Here is a 26,842-nt window from a genome sequence, read left to right on the forward strand (position 1 = left end):
TTATTCGTTCTCTTGTGCAGAGGTCAATGGCCAGCCACCCAAGGCTTTCCACTTATTGACGATACCGCAGAAGAGCTCAGCAGTTTTTTCAGTATCATAAAGCGCTGAGTGTGCTTCTTTATTATCAAACTCCATTCCTGCCACTTTACAAGCGCGTGCGAGCACCGTTTGCCCATAGGCAAGGCCACTTAACGTCGCGGTGTCGAACACGGCAAAGGGGTGGAAAGGAATGCGCTTGAGTTTGGCACGTTCACTGGCTGCCATGACAAAGCTTAAATCAAAGTTCGCATTATGGGCGACCATGATTGCTCGGCTACAGCTTTCTGCTTTTTGCTCTTTACGGATCTGTTTATAGATCTCTTTTAAAGCGTGCTCTTCTGTGACGGCTCCGCGTAATGGGCTAAACGGGTCGAGAATGCCATTAAACTCTAACGCTTCCTTTTCAAGGTTGGCGCCTTCAAACGGTTCGATATGAAAATGTAAAGTAGACGCTGGGTGTAGGTTGCCTTCCTCATCCATTTTCAATGTCACAGCGCAGATTTCCAACAGGGCGTCAGTCTGAGAATTGAAACCGGCTGTTTCCACGTCGATCACCACAGGAAAATAGCCTCGAAAGCGCTTTTTAAGGGTCAGTTGGTCATTCTGTTCAGTCATGAGAGTCCAGATTATTGTGACAAGCTCGGCATTATTGCAGATTCTTCCAGTAAGAAAAACTATCGAGCACAAGAAAGTGATTCTCATGTATTGGCGAGCTTTTTGCATCCTTGGTCAAGGAAACGTGTTAAGCGGCAATAAGTCGCCACTTTTTTAGCGGTACAGATAGAGATGACATTGAAACGAACCCCCTTAGCTTACTTATTATTTGCCATCATGCCACTGGCAGTTAGCCTTCCAGCGGCAGCGCTTGAACGGCATTATGTGGCTACGCCGCAGCAGTCGTCGTGGCAGATGATTGTCGATACGCCTTTGGAGTGTCGTCTTTCACATCGGATTCCAAATTTTGGTGAAGCGCAGTTTACATCTCACGCCAGCAAGAAAATCAATTTGGATTTTGAGCTTAAGATGCGCCGGCCAATGGGAGAAAGCCGTAATGTTACCCTTGTTTCTATGCCTCCTGTATGGCGCCCAGGAGACAGTGCCGAGAGATTAACGAATCTGACGTTTTTTAAACAGTTTGATGGCTATGTCGGTGGTCAAATGGCGTGGAGCATTTTGACTGAGCTTGAGAAAGGACGTTATCCAACATTCAGTTACCAAGAGTGGCAAGGGCGAAACGAGCGAATTGAAGTCGCGTTATCGTCCGTTCAGTTTCAAGCCAAATACAACACGTTCAGTGACTGTCTTGCCAATTTATTGCCATACAGTTTTGAAGATATCGCATTTACTATCCTTCACTATGACCTAACCAGTGTCGAACTGAATAAAGCCTCACAAAAACGGTTGGCGCAAATAGCAGAATACATTCGATATAATCAAGATATCGACTTAGTATTGGTGTCGACCTACACCGATAATTCCGATAGTAAAAGTGTTAGCCAGAGCTTGTCAGAGCAACGGGCTGAAGCGCTGCAACGTTATTTTAAATCTCTAGGCTTGCCGGAAGATCGAATTCAAGTGCAGGGGTATGGTAAGCGCCGGCCGGTTGCCGATAATGCTTCACCATTAGGTAAAGACCGTAACCGACGCGTCGTCATTTCGTTAGGGCGCACTCAAATCTAGAAATGAAAGCCTGCATTATGCAGGCTTTTTTAATTGAGTTTAAATTTCGCGATGAGGTTGCAGTTGGTTGCAGTGTCTATGTCTTGCACTAAACGTGCGATAGTGGGGTTAGGGTGGCGTTTCATAAACTCCACCAGCGCTTTTTTGCAGCAACCGACTGAGTCGATAAACGCGCTGCATTCAGAGTTCGGGCACTGCGGTACCATCGTTAGAACTTTCTCAGAGGCGAGCTGTAGGTATTTTAACTCATAACCATCATCACCGACGCTACGCCAAAAACTGGCCAAATTATGGCAAGAGATGACCGAAATCATTAGCCGCTCTTCGAGTTCAATTTCAGCGACTTCAGACAGTAAGTCACTGACGGCTAACGCTTGTTGATAATGAAGAATACTGCGCAGTGGATCGTTATCTTTTAGTGCTGTATCGGCAAGGAGAGTGTGGTTTTCCCAATCACGAATATCCATTGTTGTCACTCCGTGTTAACAAAGTGGTTTAATATTAAATGGTAATCATTCTCAAGTAAAGCATGAATAAAAAGGATGGCTAAGCCATCCTTTTAGGTACAAGCTTATCTTCGGCTTAGCCTTCAAGGCCTGCTGAAGCTTGGCGGTTTTGAATAAGTTCAAGCATATAGCCATCAGGGTCTTTAACGAAGGCGATGTGTGTTGTGCCGCCTTTGACCGGGCCTGGCTCACGAGTCACGTTGCCACCCGCTGCTTTAATATCATCGCAAGTAGTGTAAATGTCATCGACGCCAATCGCGATGTGACCAAATGCGTTACCCAAATCGTATTCCGACGTGCCCCAGTTGTAGGTTAGCTCAATCACTGCGCCTTCTGATTCGTCGCTGTAACCAACAAACGCTAGGGTGTATTCGTACTCTTTGTTCTCGCTAGTGCGAAGAAGTTTCATTCCCATAACTTCGGTGTAGAACTTGACTGAACGATCAAGATCGCCAACGCGCAGCATGGTGTGTAAAACACGACCGTTTGACATGATTTGCTCCTAGTTTTCTGGATAGATTTTAGCGTTATTTTCCAGATTTAACTTAGTTATCAAATGTTATCTAACTAACTGGTTTTTAACGCTATTAACTTGTTTTATATGTGCTCTGTATCGTTGACAATTGTCAATCTTTGTATAACTTGTTTAAATGAAATGGTTTGATTAGGTTAGTTAATGTGAATACAAAGCAGTTAAATTTTTACCCAAAACTAAAATCAGTTCTAGGTATTGGGTATCGTAATGAGTTATTGGATATTATGCAAAAGATACCGCGCATAGTAAGAAAGAATATGTATGAAACATATATGAATATATACTTACTTTATGTAAGTGTAGTGACTCAACCATCAAATACTACATACAGTGCGCTTGACATCCGAAACAACAAAAACAAATTAAATGAACACTTGTCTGCTTTGATTGGCTTTCTGTACAGTGAGCATGTCGGTTTCTCAAAAAGAGATAGCTACACTTACAGCATAGGATTTATTAAAATCTTTTCACACTTTGCATTATTACATAACACTACCTTAAATAATTATAAATTATCAGATCGCAGCGAAACACCAGATGAATTAGTTTGTATTAAAATATTTAGTTCACTTGGTTTCAACAAGGAATTGTTTTCTTATTATTCAGGATGGCATTATCAAGATAAGTTGGGAAACCAGAGACAACTTCATCTTGCAACTATTTTTGATTCCTATGGAGAAAAATTTACATCTTATATACATTCAGGCATCAATAATTTCACTCAAACATTAAAGAGAGATACTGCAAGAAACGTTGTTAATAACCTTATTCTTCTTATGAATGAATTTGCGAAACACTGTACGACACTAGAAAAGTTAGAGCATTCTTTAAAAGCTGAAAACTCTACAGTATTTATGGAGGGAATTTATAATTCTCTATTATTTCAGGTGATGATAAATGGTAATGATGTTAAGACATTTCATTTACAATGGACAGCAATTGTTAGTCACTTTACGCAGTGCTTTATTGATACAAATGTATTTGAAGATCCAATTAAACCGTTCCTTATTCCTTCCTTTAAAGAGCCAGTTGACAATGAACATTGTATATCTATCGGCGGAAAATTAAGTAAAAAAGAAGAGGATCGTTGGTTGGTAAATATGCCTCTAGAAATAAAAGATGAAGAAGTATTAAACCTAATACATGAACAGGTTAATCGAGACCTTAAGCATATTCGAATTATTAGCCATAAATTATACAAAGAAATGTCTAATCGCCACAAGAGAAATATGGAGTATATTAATAGCGGTCAAGTTAAACCTCTTCCTCAGAAAGGTTTAAGATTGCAGGGTTACCCTATTGGTATTAATAACTTAGATAACGTAATCGCCACTTTTTATCACTATGGTTTTGGTGTTGGAGGAGTTTCATCAAAAACTGGATTTTTAGGTTTTTCTGGTGAAGGTGATTTGTTATTAAAAGAGCTTAATTTACCAAACATATCTACATTAAATACAATAGTTTCTCTTTTGGTATTAGAACATCCTAAAATAACGCCAGCTTGGCTTCAAGATTGGGAACTCTATGATAAAAATAGAAATCAAGTGGGGTTTAAACAAGTAGGGAAACAATGGGTGGCAGTTAGTTTTAAAAACCGAAAAGGAGCTTCTATTGCCCAACAAGAAATTGTTTTAAACGATTATTCAAAATCAATTGTTATGCTATTAATAGAGCATACTCGTTATGTAAGAGATAAATTAAAGGAGCAAGGAGGAAGCGATTGGCGATATATGATGCTAAAAGCGTCATTAAATAAACCTGAACGACCGAACGATCTTGGTCACGCTTTATCTCATCAAAGTGTTTATCATAAATCGTTAATTGTTAACTCATATTGTGTTAATCCCCAAAATTCTCCTTATAAAAATACAAATAAACCATTTTCATTTATATATAAAATTCATCCTAAGGTGATAAATCAAGTTTTAACGAAAAATGAAGCAAAAGATCTAGCGGTTATTGTAACTCCTCGCAGTATTCGTAAAGCTAGAGCTTTGCAAATTTATCTTGAAACTCGCTCATTGAAGGCAGTTGCAGAAGCTCTGGGGCACAAGGACGTGGATTTCGATATGTTAGAAAGTTATTTACCAAAACCTCTTATGGACTATTTTAACCAACGTTGGATTCGTCAGTTTCAAAACGCAATTATATTCGAAGCGTTGAAAGAATCACCATTTCTCTTTGATGCTTTAGATTTTGATGAGAATAGTTTAGAAGAGTTTCTGTGTAACCACGGTCTAAAAGAGTTACCAACGAACCTTGAACAAGTAAAAACGTGTACGGTCAACGAAGATAATCAATCTATTATAGATAATATTGATGAATTAGTTTTTACGTTAACGACCCCACTTTTTCAGGTTTTGATAGCAATACAGACTATGATGGAATCTGCATCACAACATGATGTATTTAAGCCAATTGTAGAGCGGTGGCATCAAGCTGCAATATTTATTCTGAGTCATTTTTCTCTTGATGGTAAGGCAACTAATTATCGAAGACCAGATAAAGAACTTATTCCTCTATATAAAGCCGCACTGGATAATCCTCTTGATGTGAATTGTTTTAAGGAAAACTTATTATGTCATTAACATTGATAGATAATGTGGTAAATGGGTCTTTAAAGCTATCGGAGATGACAAAAGAAGAACTAACTAATCTACATGAATTTTCGGTAGCTAATGGTGATTTTCGGGCATTAAAAATCGCAACAAATAATGTCACAGGTCTTTATGACTACAATGAACGTAAGCCGTACTGGTTGTTAAATGATTTTATGGATCCTATCTGGTATATAGAGATTCAAAACGGGAATGAAAAACCTTTTTGTAAGAAAATAGAATGGGATGTTGTGATTTTAGATGATGGCTTACAACTTACTAATATAAAACACATTCCATTATTGATTGCTTTTAAATATTGGATAACAGCTACTGATAATCCGTTGGAAAATAGCGGTAAATTAAGAAAAGGCCGTACAGTGTATCAGTCTATTTTGAAGGTGACTGCACTTATAAATGCATTTCTTATTTATGGTGAAAATATTAATATTTCTAGTCGACATTTGTCATGCTTATCTGACGATTTTCTGATGGCTTTAATGACTAAACTCGCAGAGGAAGGTGATATAACTAATGGGATTTATGATTATAACAATCAGGTAAAAGAATATTTAAAGCAGAATATCATTTTAGTTGACGAAAATGAATCAGCTAAATTTGCAGTTGAAAATCCATATATTACCCGGAAGCTACTTGATGAAGAACAATCGTTAGGACTGTCCTTAGAAGAGCGTATTAAGGCATGTTATTGGTTAAATACAGTTGGATATTATATAAGTCACACGAAAAGTGGAAAACTCGCACAAAAGCCTCAAGGTAACAGCGAGCATCTTTTCTGGCACATTTACAAAGGAAAAATTATTCCATTTGATTTTTCTACTGCATGTATTGAAGAACTTAAACTTTCCGAAGAAGTTGAACAAAAAGAATTTAAGCCTGTCCCTAACAGAGATGTTTCAGAAGGAATGAGTAAAGATGTAATTAAACAGTACATTCATAGCTTAAAATTACTTAATGTGGTACATGCTAAAAATGGTGTGAGCCAATTTTCTACTGGTACTATGAAAAGACTCACTCCAGCGCGAATTAATGAGCATGTTAGACTCAAAAAAGCAGGACGATATAAAACATTACCACCTCGATTAGTATTTGATCTAATAAGAGATTGTTACGAATTTACCAAATTAAATCAGGATGCTATCTTAGGATCGGTGTTGTCTGTGCTCAAAGAAGCTGTAACGAAGAGCACTGGTAAGAATTCTAACCCAAATTATATTTATCCAGGCTGTAAAGGGCATAATCCTGAAGAACCCCGAACAGAACGTGCGGCATGGGTAAAAAAGGAAGCTCTAAATTTCGTTGATAGTTCACTATTGGATATGGGAGTTAAGAGTTTATCTGTGTCGCCTAGCGAGGTCCATCTTTTTAAAAAAAGGCGTAATAATGAGGGACTCTTTGATCTTTATGGCGTTCTAATCGGCTCTATTCAGACTTTAACTGGTGTTATTATGGCAAAACGACAAGATGAATTATCTAGTCTAAAAAGTTATGGTAATTTATCACCTAATCTTGATCCTTCAAGTAAAGAAGGAAAAAATACTGATTACTTTCTCATTGCTAAATTAAAAAAATCGGGCAATGGTGGTAAACATAGTCAGAATACAACGATTAAGCGTCCAATACCTCGATCTTTTGCTTTAATTATTTGGAAATTAGAACAGTTCAATTTCGCCGCAAATAATTTTGGACTTAGTAAAAATACATTGTCATTATTCCCCAATTTGAATAAGAAAACATTTAAATTAGAGAAGATAGATAATAACCTTTACAATAATTATCTTGATCTAATTTGTGATTATTTTGAAACACCTGTTGTGGAATATGAAAATGGTGAGCTACGTCGTTATTATATTCGCCAACACCAACTACGTCGTTTTTTTGCAATAGTTTTTTTCTGGTCAAAAGGCTTTGACCACGCAGGTATGGAAACTCTTCGTTGGATGTTAGGGCATACCGATATACAACATTTGTACCATTATATTACTGAAAGTGAAACCGGTAAGATATTAAATGGTATAAAGGCAAGTTATATAGCTGATGAACTTGGAAAAGAAAATCTTGAAAATATACATAAGTTGGCAGAAGTATTGGAAAAACGTTATGGTGTATTGAAAGAGAACATTTCTATTTCAACGTTTACCGCTGCGATCGATGATTATTCAGATACAGATTCTTATCAAACAATTCCTCCTATTGATGAATTAAATAAAAGAGAAGAACTGGAGTTTCAAATCCTTGAATTATTAGAAGATGAAGTAATAACTCTTGAACCTCAATTTTTTATTATCGAAAAAAATGGGCGTAAAATCAACGATTTCACTTTAATGCTTCAAGTAAAAGAATTGAATTAAGGCTAAAATATGAAGAACTTAGATATTAATCATAAAAAGGTAATTGGTACAAAAGAATTATTAATCAATATTATTCAAGATCCTAATAGTTTCAAAAATAATGAGATGGTCAAATCTGCATTAAAATCACAAGGTAACTTGGCAAAATTTAAAGATCAAGAAAGAGATATTGTATCTTGTTCTTTAAATACCTTAAAAAGTGCTTGTGAATCTCTATTTGACCAAGGATTTTCAGAATTAGATTATTTAAGGAAAAGTGCTTTAGATGCGATTAAAAAAAGCATGACCGACGTTGATAGTAAAGCAAATAAATCAACTAAATCAGGTTTGAAAAATATGGTAGACGAGTTGGAGACTAGTCTTTTGAATATGCGGAAAAGTAATTTTCTACTTACTCTAATGATTAGTGAACTACTAGGAGAGTTAAAACGAATGGCTGAGTCTGAAAATCCGATAGATGATAAATTATATGACTACAAAGAAATCAATAAAAAAGTGGAAGAAAAATTTAGTTATATATCAATAATAAAGGATTTTGAAGATTATGGTGTTTGTAAAGATTGTGTTCAAATGCTAAAAGGAGATAATTAATGGGTTCGATAAATTATTTAAAGGATTTTGAACGTTGGGATTTTTATTCTCCATTAGGTCAGAAATTACAAATGGTTGATGCGAATGATACCCCTTTTATTACCTATGCTAATGAAGCACCATGTTATGAGGCGAATATGTATATGCATAAGATGTTACTTGATTTGCTAACAGCTGGAACATTGCGCACTTATGCTAATCAAATTATTCACCTAGTGGATTTTTGTTACGAGAATAAGATGAGGTTTAGTAAGCTTACCGATTCTTCATTTAGGTTATTTATACAATTTTTGCAAGCCGAGAGAGATAAATTTGGAGAGCGAGTAAGAACTAATAATCATATTATTAATATAGCACATAGATGTCTCGATTTTTTGGTATTTGTTCAGGATCTTTACGAACTTAAAAATTTCATCGGTCAAGGTAAAGAAAATGCAATTTGTGTTAAAGTTAAAAAATATCGAAAAGTTATTGAAGGCTCTAATCATAAGATAGAAGAGGAAAGACTTAGCCATGTTTCTGTCCCTAGTAAGGATGCTGTCAAAAGGAAATTATCTGTTAGCGAAGATGATGCATTAAAAGTTTGGAACTATATTCAGGACCAAGAGAATCGCAATAAGAGATTACGTGATATAGCGCTATACCAATCTATGGAGCAACTTGGTGCTCGTGTTGAGGAACTTCATTTAATTACGGTCGAGGATGTAAATAAAGCGCTAGGTTCTACTATCGAACCACATTTGAATTTAACTAACTTAAAAAGACGAGATGATATTACTACTCGTAGCATTCCAGTTACGTCAGCACTATTAACCGATATTAAAACTTATATTAATAAAGTTAGAAAAAAGGTGATTAAATCTACAATAGGTAAAGAAAATGATCATGGTTATCTATTTATATCATTGACAACGGGAAAGAGGTTAAAAAGTGCCACTTTAACGAGATATATGAATAAATGGAAGAGGGAGTTAGGAATCGAAGGGGAACTTCATGCTCACTTATACCGGCATGCTTTTATTACTAACAAGCTTAAAGAAATTATTTTACAGCACAAGGAAATTACATCAGCTGATAAGTTTAGGGAGCATTTATTACATACAGAAAAATTTAAAATGCAGCTGAAGGAATGGACTGGACATACTCGGATTTATTCTCTTGATATTTATATACATATTGTTTTTGCGGAGCTTAATGGCTATAGCAAAATTTATAATGCAGTTAAGTTAAAGGATTCAGTAACTATTGTTCAACGCCAAGTGCAAAGCCTTAAACAACAATTTAAGGATAAAAGCATTACCATGACGGAAGGGTTATTACAGATTGATATGATATTATCTGCATTTGAATTTGATATTGAAAATTCATTATGTTAATTTAATGGCAGCTAACTAATATGGAATTAATTCTTATTACATTAAATAGGCTAATTTCTAATAGAATTATTTTGGTGGTGTTATTCAGAATAATCTAATAAGATAATATTTGATAGTTTAATAATTAGAAAATTTCTAGAATGTAGTGGCTAAGCGAATTTGGACACTACATGAGAGTTTTTGTCATACATCAAGTAATCCGTTAATTACTAATTTAGCAATGCATATGACACGAAATTGCCCCTTTTTGAGCTACGTATCGAGGTTTGAGCAAAACTCATTGGTTAGGCTTGATATAGAATAACTAATTAATGCGAAGGGATAACCTGACCCAATTACTCTTTGCCGTTTCATAATGATAATGGTTTAAACAAGAACGACTCACGCGGAGCAATCAATGGACAAGCTAAGCATTACAACCCATTTAATGGCCATTCTCACTGCTTTTTCAGCGTTTACAATGCCAATTGCGCTTGAGGTCTTAAACCGAGTCAAAAGTCGCTACGGTTCTGCGTATTACATGGATTCAATCGAAGGAATAATGGGCTTTAAAGTTCATTATTTATTCCGAGAACTTATCCTGACTTTAGTCGCGCTAATGTTTTTTTCCGTTTGTGTCGCATTCTCAAGCGAACTAGTTTTCGCTAAGAGATTGGTTTTATTCTTTGAATTAGTTTTTGCACTTGTCACTGCGGCGTTACTGATTAAAGAGTTCCGGTTCATAAAAACGATTCTCCAAGCCACTCGTTCAGATGACTTAGTAACAGACTACCTGATTGATAAACTCTCAGAACCAGAATCAAATCACTCTAATCACGCAAGAGAAATTGAGCTTTTGATTCAGATTGCTTGTTACAACATCGAGAACACTACCTCATTCACTGAAGAATCCATCGAAAACAGGTTATTTGGAGTTATCGAGAAAGCGTACCTCAGTCACACTAGTTCCATTCACGACGAAACAATTAAGAAGTTAATTGATGGCCTCGCAGTAGTATTAACATCAGCAAGAAGTACCAACAACAGAAAGACTTACGTTTCTCTACAACGAAATTACGCACAACACTTGATTTTATTTTTCGATAGGAAAGTAAAAAATTACGATGTCTTTGAACAGTACAGCGATGAATTTTACGAAGAAAGCATCAAGGAACTCAGTTCGGGCAACTATTGGTTAATGAAAGCAGACTTTCTAATCAGCGTAAACATGTGGGATTTGAAGAGTCCGCAAACAGTTAACTTTATCGATAAAATCATCCGAAACTTAATAGACTTCGCCGCAAGGGAAAAACCAAACTTAGTGCCTGACATCCTCGAGCGCTATCGTAATTTTGTTGGCTATGAAAGCTACTTCACTAGTGACTTACACAACCTGTTAACCCTGTTTGGCTCATACAGCGCTGACTTGTATGGTGAAATCAGTCAACTAGTTGCATCGCATGAGGAACAAATAACCAAAGACCCAGAGGCTCATGTAAAACAACTAATTTCACTTGTAGACAAAGCCAAAATTGAAGCCATAAAAAGTTCGACATCGATAGCTCAGTACGAACAAATTAAATCAACAGCTATTGAGTTCAAACAAAAGATGATTCTCGAAATAATTAAATCAAAAGGGGGAATAGCTTCCAGAAGCACCGCTCAATACGCAATAACAACCCTCGCTAAAGATAACTTGTGGGGGCACATCATTAGTTGCTTTGAAAGTTTTAGCCCTGCACACTCGAAAGCGGTTAGACTTGGTTTTGATGTTCTGCCCTGTTCATTGAGTCACATTCTGGAACAGCTTGGAAAAAGCCACGGATTTAGCTCTTTAAACTCGGAAGAACTCGCAAACTCTTACCAAAGAGCCGTCCCTATCTTAATCATGTACATTCTCTACCGCTGGAGAATTCAAAACTTAAGCAAATCATTGCGTAAAGGGGTGGATGAAATAACCGCCACCATAACACTAACAGAGCGCACAATAAGAAATGTCAGAAAAATTCAGTCAGCTATCCCATACATACAATACTACGTTAAATCCAAAGAGTATTCTCAAGCCTTTTGTAAGCACTTCAGCATCATGCATGAGGAAAGCGAGTTTCATAAATCGTCTCTGATTATCATCGATGAAATCGAAAAATACTTGTCCGCTCAACTAGAAAACATCATCGCCACTCAACCTCTTAGCAAAGAATTAAAGAACAGATACATGGATGCTGTAGCTGCTTATCCAGAAAATCGTTCAAGACGAACACCTCTACTAGAACACGTATCCCTTACCCAATCCAAGCAAGACCCCATCGTATTCGACATGCCAACAGAGAGCAGAGCGAAGTTTCTAGACAATAACGATGTGCATTACTCGTTTAACTCCAGAGGAGTCATAGAGAGAATCCATAACCACCTTGCTTTCAAACAAATAGAGGGCAATGGGCTAGCTCTTGAGACATTAAGCCTGTCAGATTGTAACGATGACAAATTAATCATCATAACGAAACACGATTGGGAGGCATGGGCAAAAGACAAACCAAGGACAGATTTAAATAAAGTAAATAAACACCTTGTTTACACTGACACTGGATTAAACTCCTACTTCCCCTTCGACATGGAAGCTACCCAACCCATAGCCACTATTTACTCACCAACAATAGAAGGGACTGGATCCTTACATGAACACCTGCGAGACGCCTTCGAGTTCGACTTTAAAGATGAGAATGGCAGCGTAGAGATTCAAGCTCAGGTCCATATTTATTACTAGCCTACCTATCTGGATACTTTTTCTAATCTGACTCGAGTCATGTAGATGAATATCACCAAACGATTTCTGTCCAGGGACGTTTCTGCTTTTCCTGACCTTACTAAATGTGATTGCCAAACTTTATGTTGACCAAAAACACTAGGAGGAGGTCATCATGAGAAAGTTATCTTCTGGTAAATGCAGCGGCATCAAAAGGCCATTTAAGCTTGAAGAGATCTGGCGGATTAGAACTAGGCTAGAGATTGAAAACGATCTAATGCAGCTTGCACTACTGAACCTAGCGATAGATAGCAAGTTAAGAGCGAGTGATTTGCTAAAGCTACATGTTTACGATGTTTCTTCGCAAGGAGTTATCTATGAGAGGGTTCAGTGCATCCAGCAAAAAACGGGCACCGATGTCCACTATGAGATTACTCCGAGAACGCAGCAAAGTATTAGCAGGTGGGTTTTTGCAGCATCCCTAGAGGCAAGCAGTTTTCTATTCCCGAGCAGCCGACGATCTGGGCAACCTATCAGCTACTCATTCTACCGTTCAATTATCAGAAACTGGGCTGAAAAACTGGGATTGAATGCTGACTATTACGGCACTCATTCCATGCGCCGTACTAAAGCCACTTTAATCTATGCCAGAACGAAAAACATCAGGGCCGTACAGATCTTACTTGGACATTCGAAGCTAGATAACACAATTCGATACCTTGGCGTTGAGCTAGAAGACGCTCTGAGGCTTTCTGAGAAAACAGACTGCTGACAGGCAGGAGCTGTTACAGGCTTTTCTTCTGAAAAGCCTGTGCCCCATTGTTTGTTATCACTAAAGCTAATTTACTTCTTTTGAATGAAAGTTTCCCTTACCTGTAGTTATCCGAGGGAGTGTCGCAGTATGCTTTTTAAAAATTATGATTCATTTTGCAATCTAATATCCATTACCTCTCATTAACCTATTGATTATCAATTGAAAAGTAATTATAAAGACTGCATAGTAGGAGTATGCAAAGCGGCTAAAAGCCGCATAGAAAGCGTTAGTTGCCAACGAGGAAAACGCAGCCAAAGTAGAAATTTAGGGTTAATGTTCTGCGTTGTTTTCGTCTCGAGTTTTGCCCAAGTTTTCGTTTTTCAGAAACCACTCATTAACTTTCAAGCGGTTTTGTTTGCCATTTCAAAAGCCGATTTGCTGGCTGAAAGTCAGCATTGTGGCATTACCTTTCCAAAAGCGCTTTTTGGTGTTGCCAGTTCGTTTTCTACGGCGTTGTTTGTTTACGTGGTTTCATTGATAGTCGTTTTAAAACTACGCCTGATTTGAGTCCACAAAAATACGAAAATTCGGTGGTAGCAAAGCGGTAATAAATTAAAATCAACGTGTTAGGCTTGGCAACTAACAAATTGTTCAAGAGGGATTCGCAACGCGTGGCATTTTCACTGTGCGTTGAGTTTAGTGTTTAAGGTGGTATGCGGCAGCTTTGGTATTGCGTTGCTCACCCCTTAACAAGGCGTTATATTTTTATTTGAATTCATAGGATTATAAATTATGCATCAAAAGATTCTTCGATTCAGAGTTTCTCTTTCGGGAAGCGAACCGGAAATTTGGCGAGAAATTGATGTGCCAGATCATTACAACTTCTGGGAATTGCATGTTGCTATTCAAGATGCAATGGGTTGGCTTGATTACCATTTACATGAATTTTCTCCAAGAAAAGCTGGTCCTACAAAAGGTAAGCGGATCGGTCTTCCCGAGTCAGAGCATGATGAAAGTATAATTGCAGGTTGGGAACTTTCGGCCAAAAAATATTTCACATCCCTGGGCAATACTATTGATTATGTTTATGATTTTGGTGATAGTTGGCATCACGAAATCACTTTGGTTGGTATGTTTTTAGCTCCCTTAGATTCTACTTTCCCTCAATGCTTAGACGGAAAAATGGCTTGTCCACCAGAAGATAGTGGTGGCTTATATGGTTATCAGAGTGTGTTAGAAATATTGTCCGATCAAAGCCATGAGGAATATGTCGATACAGTTGAATGGCTGAAAAATCATGCAAAAAATTATTGGCCATACGACCAGCATGCGTTTAGCCCGAAAAAAGTCGAATTTTCAGACCCTTATCTACGCTGGTGTAATGCATTTAATCAGCCCTATCAACCGTAAGAATATAACAAACGCTTTAAGACGGATTCGCAACGCGTGGCATTTTTACTGTGCGTTGATTTTAGTGATTAAGGTGGTCTGCGGAAACATCGCATTGCGTTGCTCACCACTTAAGCGGGCGTTATGTTTTAAGAGGTAAATGATCGATGGACGCACTGTTTGATGTGCTAAAAGTAGTGACTCCACTATTAGCAATTTTAGCCTTATTTTCGGTTCATAGGCTAAATCGTAGACAAAATACAATAGAACAAGAAATAAACAGGAAGCATGATCGGCATGAAAAACACATCGATAGAAATCACTCTGAAATGTTAGCAGCTATCAATCATGCGAACTCTAAAGAAGCACATACGTCAAACCATATTTATACACGCAAAGCTGTCCATTTAGAGAAGGCTGGTGAATTGATTGGAGAGTTGAAGTTTTGGGCTGAAAAATGTGTAGTTTCCAGAACGCGAACAAACTTTGGTGCTAAACAAGATATTGCTAAAAAGATGTCTATGGCTTTTGAAGACCTATCAAAATTAATTATGCAGTATCCTTTTGCATTTTGGGAGATTGAAGGGCTCCACGAGCTACTTGGAAATTTAATGACTACAGTCAATCATATTGAAAACTTAGTCAATTCCGATGAATTTAATAGCAAATCTCATTCTTGGACTGAAGCGGTGAAAGAGTTTCAGCAGCAATTAAGTCCTCTAACTCATGCAATCCAAAGCCAAGTTATCAACATGATGCAAAAAACCTAACAATCAATTCAAGAGGAATTCACAACGCTTGGCATTTTTGCTTCTACTTCAAATTTAGTGGCTATGGCATAATGCTTTAGGCTTGGATGGAGGCGTTGTTCATCCCTTAATTGGGCTAGGTAAATTGAGGAAACATGAGCGTATTAATTAAAAGAATTGATAAGAATGCAATGATGCTTTCTAGTATTGTGAATACCTACTTTTTAGCAGACCAGAATCAAAAGCTACTTTCTCATCTTATTGGTGACTCAGAGCACCTGAAACGGTGGGATGGTTCTTATGCTGCCAGTGGCGCAAATACTTTGCGTTTCTCATTGTATATGCACGTCCTGTCTGAGATGCGTGCAATTATGTTTGATACTCAGCCTAAAGTGACTAGCGTACATAATGTTATAAAAGCGTTAGAAGACACTAATTTTAAAAGCCAACTTAAAAAATGGTTTTCAGACACCAAGGATTTAAATATCGTCTCATTGAATGGTTCTGTTTTAGATGAATCTGTCGAGTATTTGCGTGTGGAAGAAGCAAATCGAAAAATGAGTGCCTTTGATAATTTGGCTGAAGTAGCGATTGAAAAATACCGAACTCTAGTTACTTCTGAGCTTGGAATTCGAGTAAATAATGCTCGTAACAAAATGATCTCGCATAAACAGTTTCAATCAACTGAATCCGCTGGTCGAAGAGCTTTTGAAGCTACAGATTTTGGCTTGGTCTATTCTGATGCTGCTGACATTGTTGAACAATCACATGACATTATATTTTCGTTGTATTCTTTGTTTACTAAAGCTCACTTTGATAGTCAGAGCTCTTTGAAGCATCATGAGTTTGTAGCAAATGAGTTTTGGTCGAAGTGATTTCCCATACAAACGTTTAAGGCTTCAAGATACTTTTTTCTAATCCGATAGAAACCTTCCGGTTACTAGTCCTGACACGTTTTTGTCCAAAAGTGGTTTATAAATTGCTAATGCTCGCTTCTGCATTAGCCACTAAAGAAGCTCACTCATTTCTGGTACACTCTCGGCCTGACTTAGTAAATGTTCACACTCTGTTTGGATGAGTGACACACATAGCTCTATGTGTTCACGTTCCCCATCGTCGATTCCTTGAGCTTCGGTAAGGTCAATCGCTTCCTTCAGAGCATTTTTTATAGCACCAACGGTTTCTACCATTATGGAAGCCATTTTGGTGCCTGAATAACTCAGCAGAGCGCCGAATTCAGCTAAATCATAGCTGGTGATAGGGCGTTTGAAGTTACCTTTCGGCGGATTTTGAAAGTCTTCACTTTCCCAATCTCCAATCGACATTGCAAAATATTGAGGGATGCTGGCGGCACGGCCCTCACCAGCAGACAATTTACCGCTTCGTGAGTTGCGTTTTGCTCCCTCTTGAGCGATTGCTTCTATGTTTACTAAATCATAAAAAGGGGTCAGTTCCAGACCTTTAGGGGTGACGAAGAAGCTAATATTTTTACCATGGGCATCGTAGTTTAGCGTTGCTAGATTAAAGAGCATCCATTGGGTGAGCTTTAGGTTAGTGATGACCGTGTCTATGGTTTTGACGCACAGTAGGCGTGGGAAAGAAACACCATCACGCATATATACGCCATCACCTTCATCCCCATTCTGACGCTCGTATTTGTAACCTGGAGGTAAGTCAGTCGCCTGACAGCCATCAATCACATGTCTTCGTTGAATGACATCACGAGCTTCAATATAGGCACGATCGAACCGCTCTATGATCAGTGTCCTAGTGTTCCCAATGCGAGTTAACTCAACATTAGCGACGTCCAAACCTGCTAGCTTGGCTAATGTCATGCAAAAGAACTCATTAACAGCAATACACGGTGCTCTACCGCTTTCAAACTTCAGAATGTAGTTCGAACTTAATTTGCCTTCACCAAACCCCCATTCATCACCGCGCTTAAGTAAGTTTAATTTGTTTTGCACACCAGCAACCGAAAGGCGAACCTTACCGTCCCAATATACTAATGGCGCTAAATCTCGCTCAAGTCGTTCTATTAGTTCATCATCAGGTACAGATCTAAAACTAGTTTCTTGAGGTTCTGATTCTGGAACTCGAAAAGATAATGCGCCAGATGTTTCCGCACCAAGCTTACGAATCAGCCCGAAAGTGTTGCTTTTGGAGATAGTGGTGTTTTGTATCATCTCCTCAAAGGCTTCTCCTTCAGGAAGGAGGTTTCTGAGGTAGTTCTCAATACTACGTGGCGAAGCCCGATCATCGAAAGGGATGTGGGGCGAAATCGGGAAACCAGTGTGTTTCCATTCATCTTCATAGATGAATGAGAACTCTGTTTCTGTTCCGACAGGAAGAATCAAACGACCAATTTTGGTATTCGTACCGATAAACACGTCTAACTGTTGTAACTTACTCATACCAACCGTCCTCATTGCCTCTCACGCTGTTTTCAGCTTGGGAGGGTATTTGGCTATGTGGACGAACAAATAGGTTTAAATCGATAAGGCGTAACGATAGCCCTAAGATGTCCATGAGGACGAGCACATTGGCAAAGGTGACACTGGTATCGCCTTTTTCTACTTTCATGACTGTTCTACGAGATAAGTTGGCTTTTGAAGCGAGATCATCAATACGCCAGCCTCTATCGGTGCGCTTTGAGCGAATGGCGGCTCCCAGCGTTTCCATACTGAACTCGGTATTCAAATCAGGCATAGGTTGTGCCTTTACCATCTTACCTTTTTTCATAAGTGCCTTTTAATGTACTTTTGTTACTATTGGGGTCGCCTCAATATATAAGTTCACTATAACTCACTTTTGAAGTGTCTGTATAAGAAATTATTTAAAAGTGTAATTTAAGTAACTTATGTTTAGTTTGCTAGTTGTATGTTCGTTCCAATAAGTGGCAATCTGTTTTTGCTAAACTAGAGTAAGCGTGTCATAAAATTACCATGTGAATAGAATAAGGTTCTAAGCAGCAATGAAAGTTAAAATTGAGAAGACCTGTGATGGTGAAGCTTTCTTCAACATTCCAGAAATACTGCAAGAAGAATTGCAATGGGAAGAAGGCGATCAAATCGAATGGCTCATGGACTTTACGCAAAGTTGAACTTGAGGATGATACCCAGTCGAAGTCTATAGAGTACATTCTTTCACAACACCCTACTTTAAAAGAGCAAATGGAGGATGTGTTTGAGGACTCTGGTTTGAGAGCAGAATGGTTAACTTCCGCAATTCCAGCGCTATCTGGTCTAACTCCGCTAGAAGTTGTGCTTAAAGGCGATTTAAAACGCGTTTTAGATGCATTAAATCGTATCAAGTATGGTGATTTTTCTTGAGATGTTTTTATCTCAAAAGATCAGGTTGATATGTTGATCCATTGGCCATCTCTTTCCGGATGAAGCCTACTTTGTAAGGCAGAGATACGCTATATGGGCTGGAACTAACACGCTTGTACCCAATCATTGTGTGTCTAAGAGCCTATATCGCAGAACCAAACAGACCAACTTTCCCTGCTATGTCAGAAAAGTGGCTTTGTGACCAGACCATTGGTAGGTTTCCAGTTAAGCCGTATATCCGTACTTCAACTTATTGATCTCTTCTGTCACCAGAATGATACCGGTTTTTGTGTCACAGAGTGAAAGTGGTGTTTCGTTTTCAAACACCAAACTGGGTTTATTTAACCAGCGTAATGTCGCATCACGATCACCAAAATACTCATCTGCTTTTTTGACCATATCAGCAAGCATAAGAGCATGTTCACTGGCTGTTGGGCTTAGCGTTGCGTTCGGTTCTTTCATTTTTCGCTGGAGAGTACGCAGATTAACGCCAATAATTTTCGCGTAATCTGTCTTAGTCAGACCAAGAGTTAACATTCCTCTATCCAGCGTTTCAACAGGAAGCCCTTGACGAATAATTTTTAGGCTATCGATTACGCTCTGAGCTTTGCATTTTTCACCTCCAAGCATTTCATAAGCAGCACTGAACATTAAACCTCCGAATCTAGCTACATTTACACAATAGGTGACAAATGACGTAGTTTGATAACTTTAACACGGAAATGTGTCGCGGCTTGCTAGTTGCCTACATACTCTTTCCAATTAGTGGCAAGCTGGTTTTGCTACACTAGAACTAATCCAAGTATCGTATTGCTGTATATGTTATAAACGAAAATGGTTCATGAAAAACAGTTACAACTGATGAATTGATAGGGTTGTTAGCTAGTACGAACTAGCGCGTCGGCACAACACATGAGAGGACTAGGATGTTGTTTCTAAGTATAATATTCGCATTGAGTTTAGCTATTGGTGCTTTTACTCTCTATTCGGAAAATGTTCACATTTGGCTCTCAAAACATATGGATGAATATGAAAAAGAGCTAGAGAAAAACAATCCAGAAGAGCTAAAAAAGCTGAAGAAAAAATACCAGCGTTAACAACCAATCACCTGATTCAACCGTAAATTTTATTAAATTTTCGGTTAATCTTACCGCCATTCATGCCAGTTTTCTGGGAAATCCAGATTCAACCGTAAATGAGGTTAAATTTACGGTTATTACTCCTACCTACTAACTCAAGCTTTTGGGAAATACAAAGACAGGCAATACTAGTGGTTGGATATCATTTTTTGCCATATGTGGACGCCCCGTTTGTTTCGATTGCAGATAGTGTCCAGAGGTGTGCAAGAAAAGTTCACCGCAAACTCACCTTTGTCGGGTGGACGACACTTGTTACCAAGTGTCGTCTCCCTGAGAACCCAGCGTGCAACTTTCACTGCACTAGGCTCAAGCCTCTACAAAGGCATCAAGTGATACCCAGCAACTTATAAAGCAGTGAGAACAGTTTCAATCCAAGAATTACGAGCTAGCCTTTTGTGTTTCCTCTTTCCCAAGTATTCTTGGTATTGAGGGTCGAAAGGTGTCGCTGCGCTTCGGATCTTCACATGTCTTTCTATCGGCACTGTAGCTATCTGGAAAAGATTAAACTGGCAATCCATATCCTTTCTCTTCTGCCAACCGTGAAACTGCCATTGGCCTTTTCGGTTGATGAAGTATTTCAAGGCGATCCAAGTTCTAGATTTTGTCGGATGTCGCCTTTTAGCCCAATGCCATAACGCATGAAATAGTTTGTGACCGACATAACTGAATACCTGTTTAGCTACGCAGTGGCGATAATAGTTCGACCACCCTCTAAGCTTTGGGTTAATCAGTTTGATAAGGTCGTTCACCGGTAGGGTAACGTGCTTTTTGATGAGTCCGCGCAGGTTACTTAGGAACGTCAACGTGTTGGCCTTGCTCGGTTTGATGAGCAGTTTTCCTTTGTACTTCCTATGGTTGAACCCAAGGAAGTCAAAACCGTCGTTGATGTGAGTAATGTGCGTTTTCTCTTCGGATAACGTTAAGCCTCGTACCACTAAAAAGTCAGCAATCAATGGTTTGATATCGTTCTCCAACACTTCCTTTGAAGCGCAGGTGACGACGAAATCGTCGGCATATCCAATAAAGTTAGCTCTTGCGCCTTTCTTAAGCGCGGTAGACTTAATGCGCTGTTCGAGACCCGATAACGTCATCAACATCAAGGTGGGGGATATAATCCCGCCTTGAGGCGTGCCTTCGTCGGTGTCGTAAAACAGCCCTTTGTCTACAAAGCCAGACTTTAGCCATTGCTCCAGCATCCGTTTATCGATGGCGATGTTATCCATCAGCCACTGATGCCCGATTTTATCGAAGCAAGCTTTGATATCTCCTTCAAGAACCCATTTAGCTGATCGCTTTAGAGCCAAACATTTGAAACACTGACTGACAGCGTCAGCCGTGCTTCGATTTGGTCTGAAGCCATAACTATTAGGGTCGGCAAGCGTTTCGGACACAGGTTCTAATGCTAGAAGATGAAGAGCTTGTTGGGCTCTGTCAATCATGCATGGAATACCCAGTGGCCTGAGTTTACCGTTCTTTTTGGGGATGTAGATACGCTTGAGTGGTTTTGCTCGATAAGCTTTCCGACTCAGTTGATTTGCCGCTTTCATACGACGTGTGTCTGTGTTCCAGACAACGCCGTCTATTCCAAGCGTTTTACTGCCTTTATTTTGAGAGACTCGCTTAACAGCAAGAAGTTTTGCTGAGCGAGAGTGAGTCAGTATCCACTGCAATGCTTTTGCTTTACCGTGCTTACCGTCTCTAGTTGCCTTTGCGATACGCATTTGAAGCTTTAAGACGTTTGCCTCTACGGCCTTCCAGTTAATGGATTGCCACTGTGCACTGTCAGAAGATGCACTAATCCCATTCGAAATCATCATTTGCTTTTCTTCCTTAATAAAGTTCTTCAAACTCTCTCGCAACGAGAGACCAGTTGGAAGTGGGCTCACTTTCGTGACCAGACACAAGTCTGTATCTGCATCGTTACAATGCAGCCTTTGCTTTTTCCAACCTCCTCTACCTGCATCACTATCGGCCACTTCGGCTTTCCCAGAGGGAGTAATACAGGCTTACCATGTTCCGTATGCAACGCAATGGTAGGTTAGGTGCCCGCTATAATGCGAAGAGCGTGTCGATCACGAAAGAGCATGGGGCAATCTCTTTCCTGCTCTTAGTGCCTTTTGGCGACAGCGTAAAAACCACTTCCGCTGCTTATGATATAACGCATCTTATGCGGATTCACGTTTGTTCACCATACTACCTACCTAGCACTCACCCGATTTATGTGGTTATCAGGAGGAGCTTTCTCTCGCGATTTAGCTCCCGACAAGATAGTTTCTTGTCTTCGTTACATTGTCAGAGCCGCTACTTAATTCAGGCTCCTAGGTTCATCTGGTGATACAGATGGTCCATTCTTAACGCGATGGACAGCGCTGCATACGACCTCATGTCGCACGCCCCAATATCGTTTAGCGCAAATGCTCCATTGTTATTATTTAGTGGGATTTTGCCTTATAAAACCTAATCCGCAAGGCTATGTGGTGGAGTGGCGGTTTTAGTTACCAAGCTATGCCTTGCTACGCAATTTTCTGCAACGTCTTCGGTTGTGTTGGACGGGGCTGGTGTATTCCATTAACTCTGTTTAATGGATTTGCCCACGATGTCAAAACCGTATTGAATTTTTATTTAAAACAAGACATTACCAACAGAAAGTCTCTCAGTGTTCTGCTAGTTTCAATCCATTAAATAAAACCTAATTTAGTGAGTAGCCTTTCGGCGTTAAGGAAGTGCTGGAATCATGAAAGGTTTACGAAACACATACTTGACTGAGATAAAACAAGCCCTAATAACAATCTTGAGGCAATAGCGTTAGCGTTGAAGAATGATGAGAATAAAAAGTATAAAAGTTGAAAACTTTCGGTTACTTCAAAACAGTATGTTAGATATGACGGATGGCCTGACGTTGATAGTGGGAAAAAACAATACAGGTAAAACATCTTTTGTAGTTTTACTCGAAAAATTTCTATCCAAGCCAAATCCGTCATTTAGTTTCAGTGATTTGCCTGTCTCTGTAAGAAGTAAGCTCTATGATATATCTGAGGAAACAGATATAGATGAGTTGAGCATAAGGCTATGTATATCTGTAGAGTATGCAGATGAAGACAATCTAAAGAATATTTCCGACTTTATGCTGGATTTAGATCCAGATAAATCAACCATCAACATCATGTTTGAAGCTCGCATAGACCGAGATACTTTACTTAATCGAATACCAACAAAAAAAGATGGTGCTGATGAGGAAAAATATCTTACCGAAAAAAGGAGCTTCATAGAGAGAAATGTCAGTAAGTTTATAAAAACCTCAATATATGCCTACGATGATTCGGGATATGAGGGAGATAGACCCTATTACCTGCAGAACCGAGAGGAGTTAGAAGAAAAAGAGTTTAAAGATGTTTGTAACCTTATCAATTTTCAAGTAATACACGCTAGAAGAAATGTTGCCAGTTCAGATGAAACTGGTAAAAGTCCGCTGTCTACCGTAACAACACAGTTTTTTAAGAAATTAAACGACACGGATGATGAACGTCTGGAACAAGTTAGAACCGCATTAATTGATATAGATAAAGGTTTAGAAACGCAGTATTCAGATGTTTTTAGTGGATTTTTATCAAGTGCGGCAAAATTTCTCAATTTGGATGGTTTGAAAGTAATTTCAGACATTGAAGCGAGTTCACTAATAGGTTCTTCTTCTAAGGTAATTTATGGGACAACGGAGGATCATCTTCCTGAAAATCTTAATGGTCTTGGTTATTTAAATATTCTATACCTCTTGCTTAAGATAGAGATGATGAAGCAGGAGTTCGAGGCGTCCTCATCAGACATTAATTTGTTATTTATCGAGGAGCCCGAAGCGCACACTCACCCCCAAATGCAATCAATTTTCTCAAAAAAGATTCGAGAAGTAGTAAGTGAAATACAGGGGCTACAGGCCGTAATTACCACCCATTCATCTTATATAGTTGCTAATTCTGACTTTGAAGATATTCGATACCTTTTAAAGCATGAAAACTTAAATGTTGAATTTAGGAACTTTCATACTGAGCTTGCACGAAAATATAAAGCAGAACAAGGAGATGAGGGCGCAAAGTTATACCAGTTTTTAGAACAGTATCTTAAAATTCAAAATGCGGAGCTATTCTTCGCAGACAAAGCAATTTTTATCGAAGGTACTACGGAGAGGATTCTTCTACCTTGGTTTATCAAAAAGTATGATGAAAAATGTGGTGACGAAAGTCAGCCAATATCTTCGCAGAATATTTCAATAATAGAGGCTGGGGCAAATGCTAAAGCCTTCGCGCCGTTTTTAGAATTTATTGGTATTAAATCACTAATCCTGACAGATCTAGATTCGACAAAGCAAGATGTAAAACCAGATATAAATGGCAAAGATAGGACTTCGTATGTGGCATGCCCGGTTTCCGATTCTTCTCATACCAGTAATGAAACGTTGAAGCATTTCTTTTCTGCCCCCGATCTAAAAGACGCAGGTTTTCCTGAATGGTTCAACAAACTAAAACGCGGAGAATTAACTGAGACTGCGGGCTGTGTAAAAGTCGCTTATCAGACGGAAGAACATGGTTATCAAGCAAGATCTTTTGAGGATGCATTTTTTAATTCTAATAAAGCTGAATTAAAGAGGGCTTGCGCTAATAGTGAAGTTTTAGGGCTGAAGAATAAGGATGAGATTGAAGAAATAGATACTGTAAACATCTTTAAATTGACAGATAGAGTGATTGATAAAAAATCCGACTTTGCAGCATCCTTACTCTATTTGGGTCTTACGGGGAAGGCTGACTGGGTAACACCAGAGTATATTAATGAGGGGCTGAAATGGATCAGTCAGTAAGTACACCCTTAGAAAAGATAAAAGAATGTATAGAGCTTGAACAATCCTTTGTTTTACAAGGTGGTGCTGGGAGCGGTAAGACAGAAACGTTAAAACGAACAGTCAGGTTTTGTTCTGAAAATCACCCTGATAAGAAAATTGTTTGTATTACTCATACTAATAAAGCTGTTGATGAAATAGTCGAACGTGTGGGTTCAGGGATTGAAATATCTACAATCCATTCGTTTATTAGTAAGCTTATTAAACCATACAAACGTAATCTTTTAAAACTACTCCCAGAGCTCTTTTACCTTCCTTTATTCGAGGAGTTGGGTATTGATCATTACAATGGTGATGATAAGACTAGAAAGACTGAAGAGCATAAGAGATTTAAAGCACTGCACGAATCTTTGGCTAATAGGCGCTCTATCGTATTACAAGAAGGTACAGCAAAAGTCACTGGAAAGCGTGAATATGACAAAGATCCTAGCTCATTTAATACATCGTTAAATAATGATATTGAGCAGCTAAATGAAGCGATAGCAGAAACTATCAAGCAACATCATTTCAATGAGGTTGTATATAATGACACGCCATTTGATAGCTTTAAAAGTGCCACTTTTGGGCATGATGGTCTTATCAAAATAGCTGCGCTGCTATTTAGTCAGTATTCTATTTTTGGGAGAATCGTTCGCGACAAATATGACTGTATATTTATCGATGAATATCAGGATACTGACGAAAATATTATTCATTCATTGATTTACTCTACTCCTGACAAAGGGCTAACCATAGGTTTGTTCGGTGACAGTGAACAAGCAATTTACGAAGGTGGGATAGGTTCGGCAAAAAGGTTTATAGATGACGGGCAGTTAACGTTAATTGAAAAAGAAGACAATTTTCGCTGCTCACGTCAAGTAATTGATGTCGCGAACAAATTTCGTTCTGATGGTTTGACTCAGAAAGTCGCTCTAAAGGAAACCAATGGAATAATGGAAACTGCTGAAGAACGAGAGGGATCTGCAACCTTTTACTATTCAATCAAGCCTCCTTCGCCAGAAAAACCAGCCTCTCCCAAAAAAAGTGATTCTGATGAAATCAAAAGTGTGTACCAAATTGCAAAGGCTCAATATGACCAGCAATTGGAGGAGTATAAACTTGATATTTCTCGGAGGCTGGAAGATTTAGTTGTTTGCGCTCAGGCTGATATTGGGGAGAATGTGTTATTGAAGCTCCCCAATAAATCGGTGGCTCGTGATGCTAGTTTCGGAAATTTGTATGAGCTGTTTGATGGCAGGTTCCGTGATACACGGGAAGAGATAAAAAAACACCTCGATAGACTTCAATTCGGTCAACTTGCTGAATTACTGCAACTTTTTAATAGCTCGGCTGATGACAATCGTGCATACAACAAGCTGATAGGATTGTTGAAGAAACAAGGTTTGTTCATTAAAACTAAGCAAGATAAAAGAGAACTGCATCATATGCTCCAAGAGCTATCTTCGTCTAATGAAGCGGCCTATACTGTCATGAATCGAGCTGTTATTGCTGGACTTATCTCGTTATCCGAAAGCCATCAATCTTATCTTAAACGCAAGGATAGCGAGCTGGAAAGGATTGATAAAGATAACAACATTTATGCTTTCAAGAAATTACAAGAATCTGGATGTAATACGAAGAAGCAAATGTGTGACTATATTAACCAGAATAATGGTACTGATTTGACAGTTGAAGCGATTGAGGAGCACTACGATCAACTAGCAAAAGATGTTCTGAGTGAAAAATTCTATTCTGGATTGTTTGGTAGTGATCTGAGCTTCAACGAGGTCTTAGCATTTTACAAATATGAAGGCGACGACAGCAACTTCATGACAATGCATAAAACTAAAGGAACTGGCATTGAAAATGTTGTTGTGGTTTTAGATGAATTCAATTGGTCCAAGTATGATTTTGGAAGTTGCTTTAGGTCGGAGACAGATAATCCGGCTAGGCAAGCCCTCACAAGAAAACTGCTATATGTGGCGTGTTCCAGAGCAAAGAAAAATTTACGTTGTGTACGGCTTCTAGATAGTTCTGGCGAATTGGCAAATATAGAGAACTACTTTGATAATCTCGTGCCTGTTAATTTACAAAAGCCACGACAACCATCACTCTGTGTACATGGCTCACACCAATAATTGGTACTCTCGGATTCGAGGATCACTCTGGCAGGGATGCCAGAGTTGAGTCTACAGGG

General features: G+C 38.7%; 22 protein-coding genes. 15 read left to right on the plus strand and 7 right to left on the minus strand.

Annotated elements, in window-relative coordinates; translation table 11 throughout:
• Positions 1–654, minus strand: coding sequence for a ribonuclease T (gene rnt / locus ACFFUV_RS01140; RefSeq protein ID WP_390189095.1), 654 nt, complete (start codon positions 652–654; stop codon positions 1–3).
• 216 nt (positions 655–870) lie between these two features.
• Here rnt and motY point away from each other — a divergent pair, with 216 nt between their 5' ends.
• Positions 871–1,719 (plus strand): flagellar protein MotY, encoded by an 849-nt coding sequence (gene motY, locus ACFFUV_RS01145; protein ID WP_390191791.1) that lies wholly within the window; start codon positions 871–873, stop codon positions 1,717–1,719.
• 29 nt (positions 1,720–1,748) lie between these two features.
• On the opposite strand, the gene ACFFUV_RS01150 is transcribed toward motY, so the two are convergent.
• Both ACFFUV_RS01150 and gloA read right to left on the minus strand, forming a co-directional pair.
• Entirely contained in the window at positions 1,749–2,186 is a 438-nt protein-coding gene (locus ACFFUV_RS01150; protein ID WP_390189097.1) for a DUF2753 domain-containing protein, read from the minus strand.
• Positions 2,187–2,301: 115 nt separating this feature from the next.
• The gene (gene gloA, locus ACFFUV_RS01155) at positions 2,302–2,718 is read right to left on the minus strand and encodes a lactoylglutathione lyase (protein ID WP_390189099.1); all 417 of its coding nucleotides are present in this window, start codon (positions 2,716–2,718) and stop codon (positions 2,302–2,304) included.
• Between the two features lie 185 nt (positions 2,719–2,903).
• On the opposite strand from gloA, the gene ACFFUV_RS01160 reads away from it, so the two are divergent.
• The 10 genes from ACFFUV_RS01160 to ACFFUV_RS01205 all read left to right on the plus strand — a co-directional run bounded on the left by ACFFUV_RS01160 (position 2,904) and on the right by ACFFUV_RS01205 (position 16,185).
• Positions 2,904–5,348 (plus strand): hypothetical protein, encoded by a 2,445-nt coding sequence (locus tag ACFFUV_RS01160; protein WP_390189101.1) that lies wholly within the window; start codon positions 2,904–2,906, stop codon positions 5,346–5,348.
• Positions 5,339–7,729 (plus strand): integrase, encoded by a 2,391-nt coding sequence (locus ACFFUV_RS01165; protein ID WP_390189102.1) that lies wholly within the window; start codon positions 5,339–5,341, stop codon positions 7,727–7,729. Before ACFFUV_RS01160 ends, ACFFUV_RS01165 begins: the two co-directional genes overlap by 10 nt.
• 9 nt (positions 7,730–7,738) lie before the next feature.
• Complete coding sequence (locus tag ACFFUV_RS01170) at positions 7,739–8,320, plus strand: hypothetical protein (protein WP_390189103.1); 582 nt, start codon at positions 7,739–7,741, stop codon at positions 8,318–8,320.
• The gene (locus ACFFUV_RS01175; RefSeq protein ID WP_390189104.1) at positions 8,320–9,696 is read left to right on the plus strand and encodes a tyrosine-type recombinase/integrase; all 1,377 of its coding nucleotides are present in this window, start codon (positions 8,320–8,322) and stop codon (positions 9,694–9,696) included. Before ACFFUV_RS01170 ends, ACFFUV_RS01175 begins: the two co-directional genes overlap by 1 nt.
• A 397-nt stretch (positions 9,697–10,093) precedes the next feature.
• The gene (locus ACFFUV_RS01180; RefSeq protein ID WP_390189105.1) at positions 10,094–12,439 is read left to right on the plus strand and encodes a hypothetical protein; all 2,346 of its coding nucleotides are present in this window, start codon (positions 10,094–10,096) and stop codon (positions 12,437–12,439) included.
• A gap of 154 nt (positions 12,440–12,593) precedes the next feature.
• Complete coding sequence (locus tag ACFFUV_RS01185; protein ID WP_005452723.1) at positions 12,594–13,190, plus strand: tyrosine-type recombinase/integrase; 597 nt, start codon at positions 12,594–12,596, stop codon at positions 13,188–13,190.
• A gap of 201 nt (positions 13,191–13,391) precedes the next feature.
• Positions 13,392–13,739: a hypothetical protein gene (locus ACFFUV_RS01190; protein WP_390189106.1), complete on the plus strand. Its 348-nt coding sequence runs from the start codon at positions 13,392–13,394 to the stop codon at positions 13,737–13,739.
• A gap of 225 nt (positions 13,740–13,964) precedes the next feature.
• Complete coding sequence (locus tag ACFFUV_RS01195; protein ID WP_239886626.1) at positions 13,965–14,582, plus strand: plasmid pRiA4b ORF-3 family protein; 618 nt, start codon at positions 13,965–13,967, stop codon at positions 14,580–14,582.
• A 146-nt stretch (positions 14,583–14,728) separates the two neighbouring features.
• A complete protein-coding gene (locus ACFFUV_RS01200; RefSeq protein WP_238115998.1) occupies positions 14,729–15,331 on the plus strand; it encodes a hypothetical protein in 603 nt (200 codons plus the stop codon).
• A gap of 134 nt (positions 15,332–15,465) precedes the next feature.
• Entirely contained in the window at positions 15,466–16,185 is a 720-nt protein-coding gene (locus ACFFUV_RS01205) for an AbiU2 domain-containing protein (protein WP_238115999.1), read from the plus strand.
• A gap of 132 nt (positions 16,186–16,317) precedes the next feature.
• On the opposite strand, the gene ACFFUV_RS01210 is transcribed toward ACFFUV_RS01205, so the two are convergent.
• Together ACFFUV_RS01210 and ACFFUV_RS01215 are read right to left on the minus strand one after the other, a co-directional pair.
• Positions 16,318–17,724, minus strand: coding sequence for a HipA domain-containing protein (locus ACFFUV_RS01210; RefSeq protein ID WP_390189108.1), 1,407 nt, complete (start codon positions 17,722–17,724; stop codon positions 16,318–16,320).
• Positions 17,717–18,052, minus strand: a complete 336-nt coding sequence (locus ACFFUV_RS01215; protein WP_104027213.1) for a helix-turn-helix domain-containing protein — start codon at positions 18,050–18,052, stop codon at positions 17,717–17,719. Before ACFFUV_RS01215 ends, ACFFUV_RS01210 begins: the two co-directional genes overlap by 8 nt.
• Before the next feature lie 260 nt (positions 18,053–18,312).
• On the opposite strand from ACFFUV_RS01215, the gene ACFFUV_RS01220 reads away from it, so the two are divergent.
• The gene (locus ACFFUV_RS01220) at positions 18,313–18,642 is read left to right on the plus strand and encodes an MbcA/ParS/Xre antitoxin family protein (protein ID WP_390189109.1); all 330 of its coding nucleotides are present in this window, start codon (positions 18,313–18,315) and stop codon (positions 18,640–18,642) included.
• A gap of 225 nt (positions 18,643–18,867) precedes the next feature.
• Here the strand turns inward: ACFFUV_RS01220 and ACFFUV_RS01225 are convergent, their stop codons facing one another.
• Positions 18,868–19,293, minus strand: a complete 426-nt coding sequence (locus ACFFUV_RS01225) for an Xre family toxin-antitoxin system antitoxin (RefSeq protein ID WP_371720486.1) — start codon at positions 19,291–19,293, stop codon at positions 18,868–18,870.
• A 275-nt stretch (positions 19,294–19,568) separates the two neighbouring features.
• On the opposite strand from ACFFUV_RS01225, the gene ACFFUV_RS01230 reads away from it, so the two are divergent.
• The gene (locus ACFFUV_RS01230) at positions 19,569–19,739 is read left to right on the plus strand and encodes a hypothetical protein (RefSeq protein ID WP_171375735.1); all 171 of its coding nucleotides are present in this window, start codon (positions 19,569–19,571) and stop codon (positions 19,737–19,739) included.
• Between the two features lie 386 nt (positions 19,740–20,125).
• Here the strand turns inward: ACFFUV_RS01230 and ltrA are convergent, their stop codons facing one another.
• Positions 20,126–21,598 (minus strand): group II intron reverse transcriptase/maturase, encoded by a 1,473-nt coding sequence (gene ltrA / locus ACFFUV_RS01235; RefSeq protein WP_390189110.1) that lies wholly within the window; start codon positions 21,596–21,598, stop codon positions 20,126–20,128.
• A gap of 1,001 nt (positions 21,599–22,599) precedes the next feature.
• Between ltrA and ACFFUV_RS01240 the strand changes: the two genes are divergently transcribed.
• Both ACFFUV_RS01240 and ACFFUV_RS01245 read left to right on the plus strand, forming a co-directional pair.
• On the plus strand, positions 22,600–24,627 hold the full coding sequence (locus ACFFUV_RS01240) for an ATP-dependent nuclease (protein WP_140109816.1): 2,028 nt from the start codon (positions 22,600–22,602) through the stop codon (positions 24,625–24,627).
• Positions 24,612–26,783 carry a UvrD-helicase domain-containing protein gene (locus ACFFUV_RS01245; RefSeq protein WP_390189111.1) on the plus strand — a complete coding sequence of 724 codons (2,172 nt, stop codon included), beginning with the start codon at positions 24,612–24,614 and terminating at the stop codon, positions 26,781–26,783. The genes ACFFUV_RS01240 and ACFFUV_RS01245 overlap by 16 nt, the downstream gene beginning before the upstream one ends.
• The last annotated feature ends 59 nt before the right edge of the window (positions 26,784–26,842 follow it).

This window comes from Vibrio olivae, assembly GCF_042428525.1.
In the GTDB taxonomy this organism is placed as follows: domain Bacteria; phylum Pseudomonadota; class Gammaproteobacteria; order Enterobacterales; family Vibrionaceae; genus Vibrio; species Vibrio olivae.

Bases quoted from the DNA above. Each gene is read 5' to 3' on its own strand.
- gloA (WP_390189099.1), bottom strand. From the start codon at position 2,718: ATGTCAAACGGTCGTGTTTTACACACCATGCTGCGCGTTGGCGATCTT.
- ACFFUV_RS01225 (WP_371720486.1), bottom strand. From the start codon at position 19,293: ATGTTCAGTGCTGCTTATGAAATGCTTGGAGGTGAAAAATGCAAAGCT.
- ACFFUV_RS01200 (WP_238115998.1), top strand. From the start codon at position 14,729: ATGGACGCACTGTTTGATGTGCTAAAAGTAGTGACTCCACTATTAGCA.
- ACFFUV_RS01195 (WP_239886626.1), top strand. From the start codon at position 13,965: ATGCATCAAAAGATTCTTCGATTCAGAGTTTCTCTTTCGGGAAGCGAA.
- ACFFUV_RS01165 (WP_390189102.1), top strand. From the start codon at position 5,339: ATGTCATTAACATTGATAGATAATGTGGTAAATGGGTCTTTAAAGCTA.
- ACFFUV_RS01150 (WP_390189097.1), bottom strand. From the start codon at position 2,186: ATGGATATTCGTGATTGGGAAAACCACACTCTCCTTGCCGATACAGCA.
- ACFFUV_RS01245 (WP_390189111.1), top strand. From the start codon at position 24,612: ATGGATCAGTCAGTAAGTACACCCTTAGAAAAGATAAAAGAATGTATA.
- rnt (WP_390189095.1), bottom strand. From the start codon at position 654: ATGACTGAACAGAATGACCAACTGACCCTTAAAAAGCGCTTTCGAGGC.
- ACFFUV_RS01230 (WP_171375735.1), top strand. From the start codon at position 19,569: ATGTTGTTTCTAAGTATAATATTCGCATTGAGTTTAGCTATTGGTGCT.
- motY (WP_390191791.1), top strand. From the start codon at position 871: ATGCCACTGGCAGTTAGCCTTCCAGCGGCAGCGCTTGAACGGCATTAT.
- ACFFUV_RS01205 (WP_238115999.1), top strand. From the start codon at position 15,466: ATGAGCGTATTAATTAAAAGAATTGATAAGAATGCAATGATGCTTTCT.
- ACFFUV_RS01240 (WP_140109816.1), top strand. From the start codon at position 22,600: ATGATGAGAATAAAAAGTATAAAAGTTGAAAACTTTCGGTTACTTCAA.
- ltrA (WP_390189110.1), bottom strand. From the start codon at position 21,598: ATGATGATTTCGAATGGGATTAGTGCATCTTCTGACAGTGCACAGTGG.
- ACFFUV_RS01170 (WP_390189103.1), top strand. From the start codon at position 7,739: ATGAAGAACTTAGATATTAATCATAAAAAGGTAATTGGTACAAAAGAA.
- ACFFUV_RS01210 (WP_390189108.1), bottom strand. From the start codon at position 17,724: ATGAGTAAGTTACAACAGTTAGACGTGTTTATCGGTACGAATACCAAA.
- ACFFUV_RS01185 (WP_005452723.1), top strand. From the start codon at position 12,594: ATGAGAAAGTTATCTTCTGGTAAATGCAGCGGCATCAAAAGGCCATTT.
- ACFFUV_RS01180 (WP_390189105.1), top strand. From the start codon at position 10,094: ATGGACAAGCTAAGCATTACAACCCATTTAATGGCCATTCTCACTGCT.
- ACFFUV_RS01215 (WP_104027213.1), bottom strand. From the start codon at position 18,052: ATGAAAAAAGGTAAGATGGTAAAGGCACAACCTATGCCTGATTTGAAT.
- ACFFUV_RS01220 (WP_390189109.1), top strand. From the start codon at position 18,313: ATGGTGAAGCTTTCTTCAACATTCCAGAAATACTGCAAGAAGAATTGC.
- ACFFUV_RS01175 (WP_390189104.1), top strand. From the start codon at position 8,320: ATGGGTTCGATAAATTATTTAAAGGATTTTGAACGTTGGGATTTTTAT.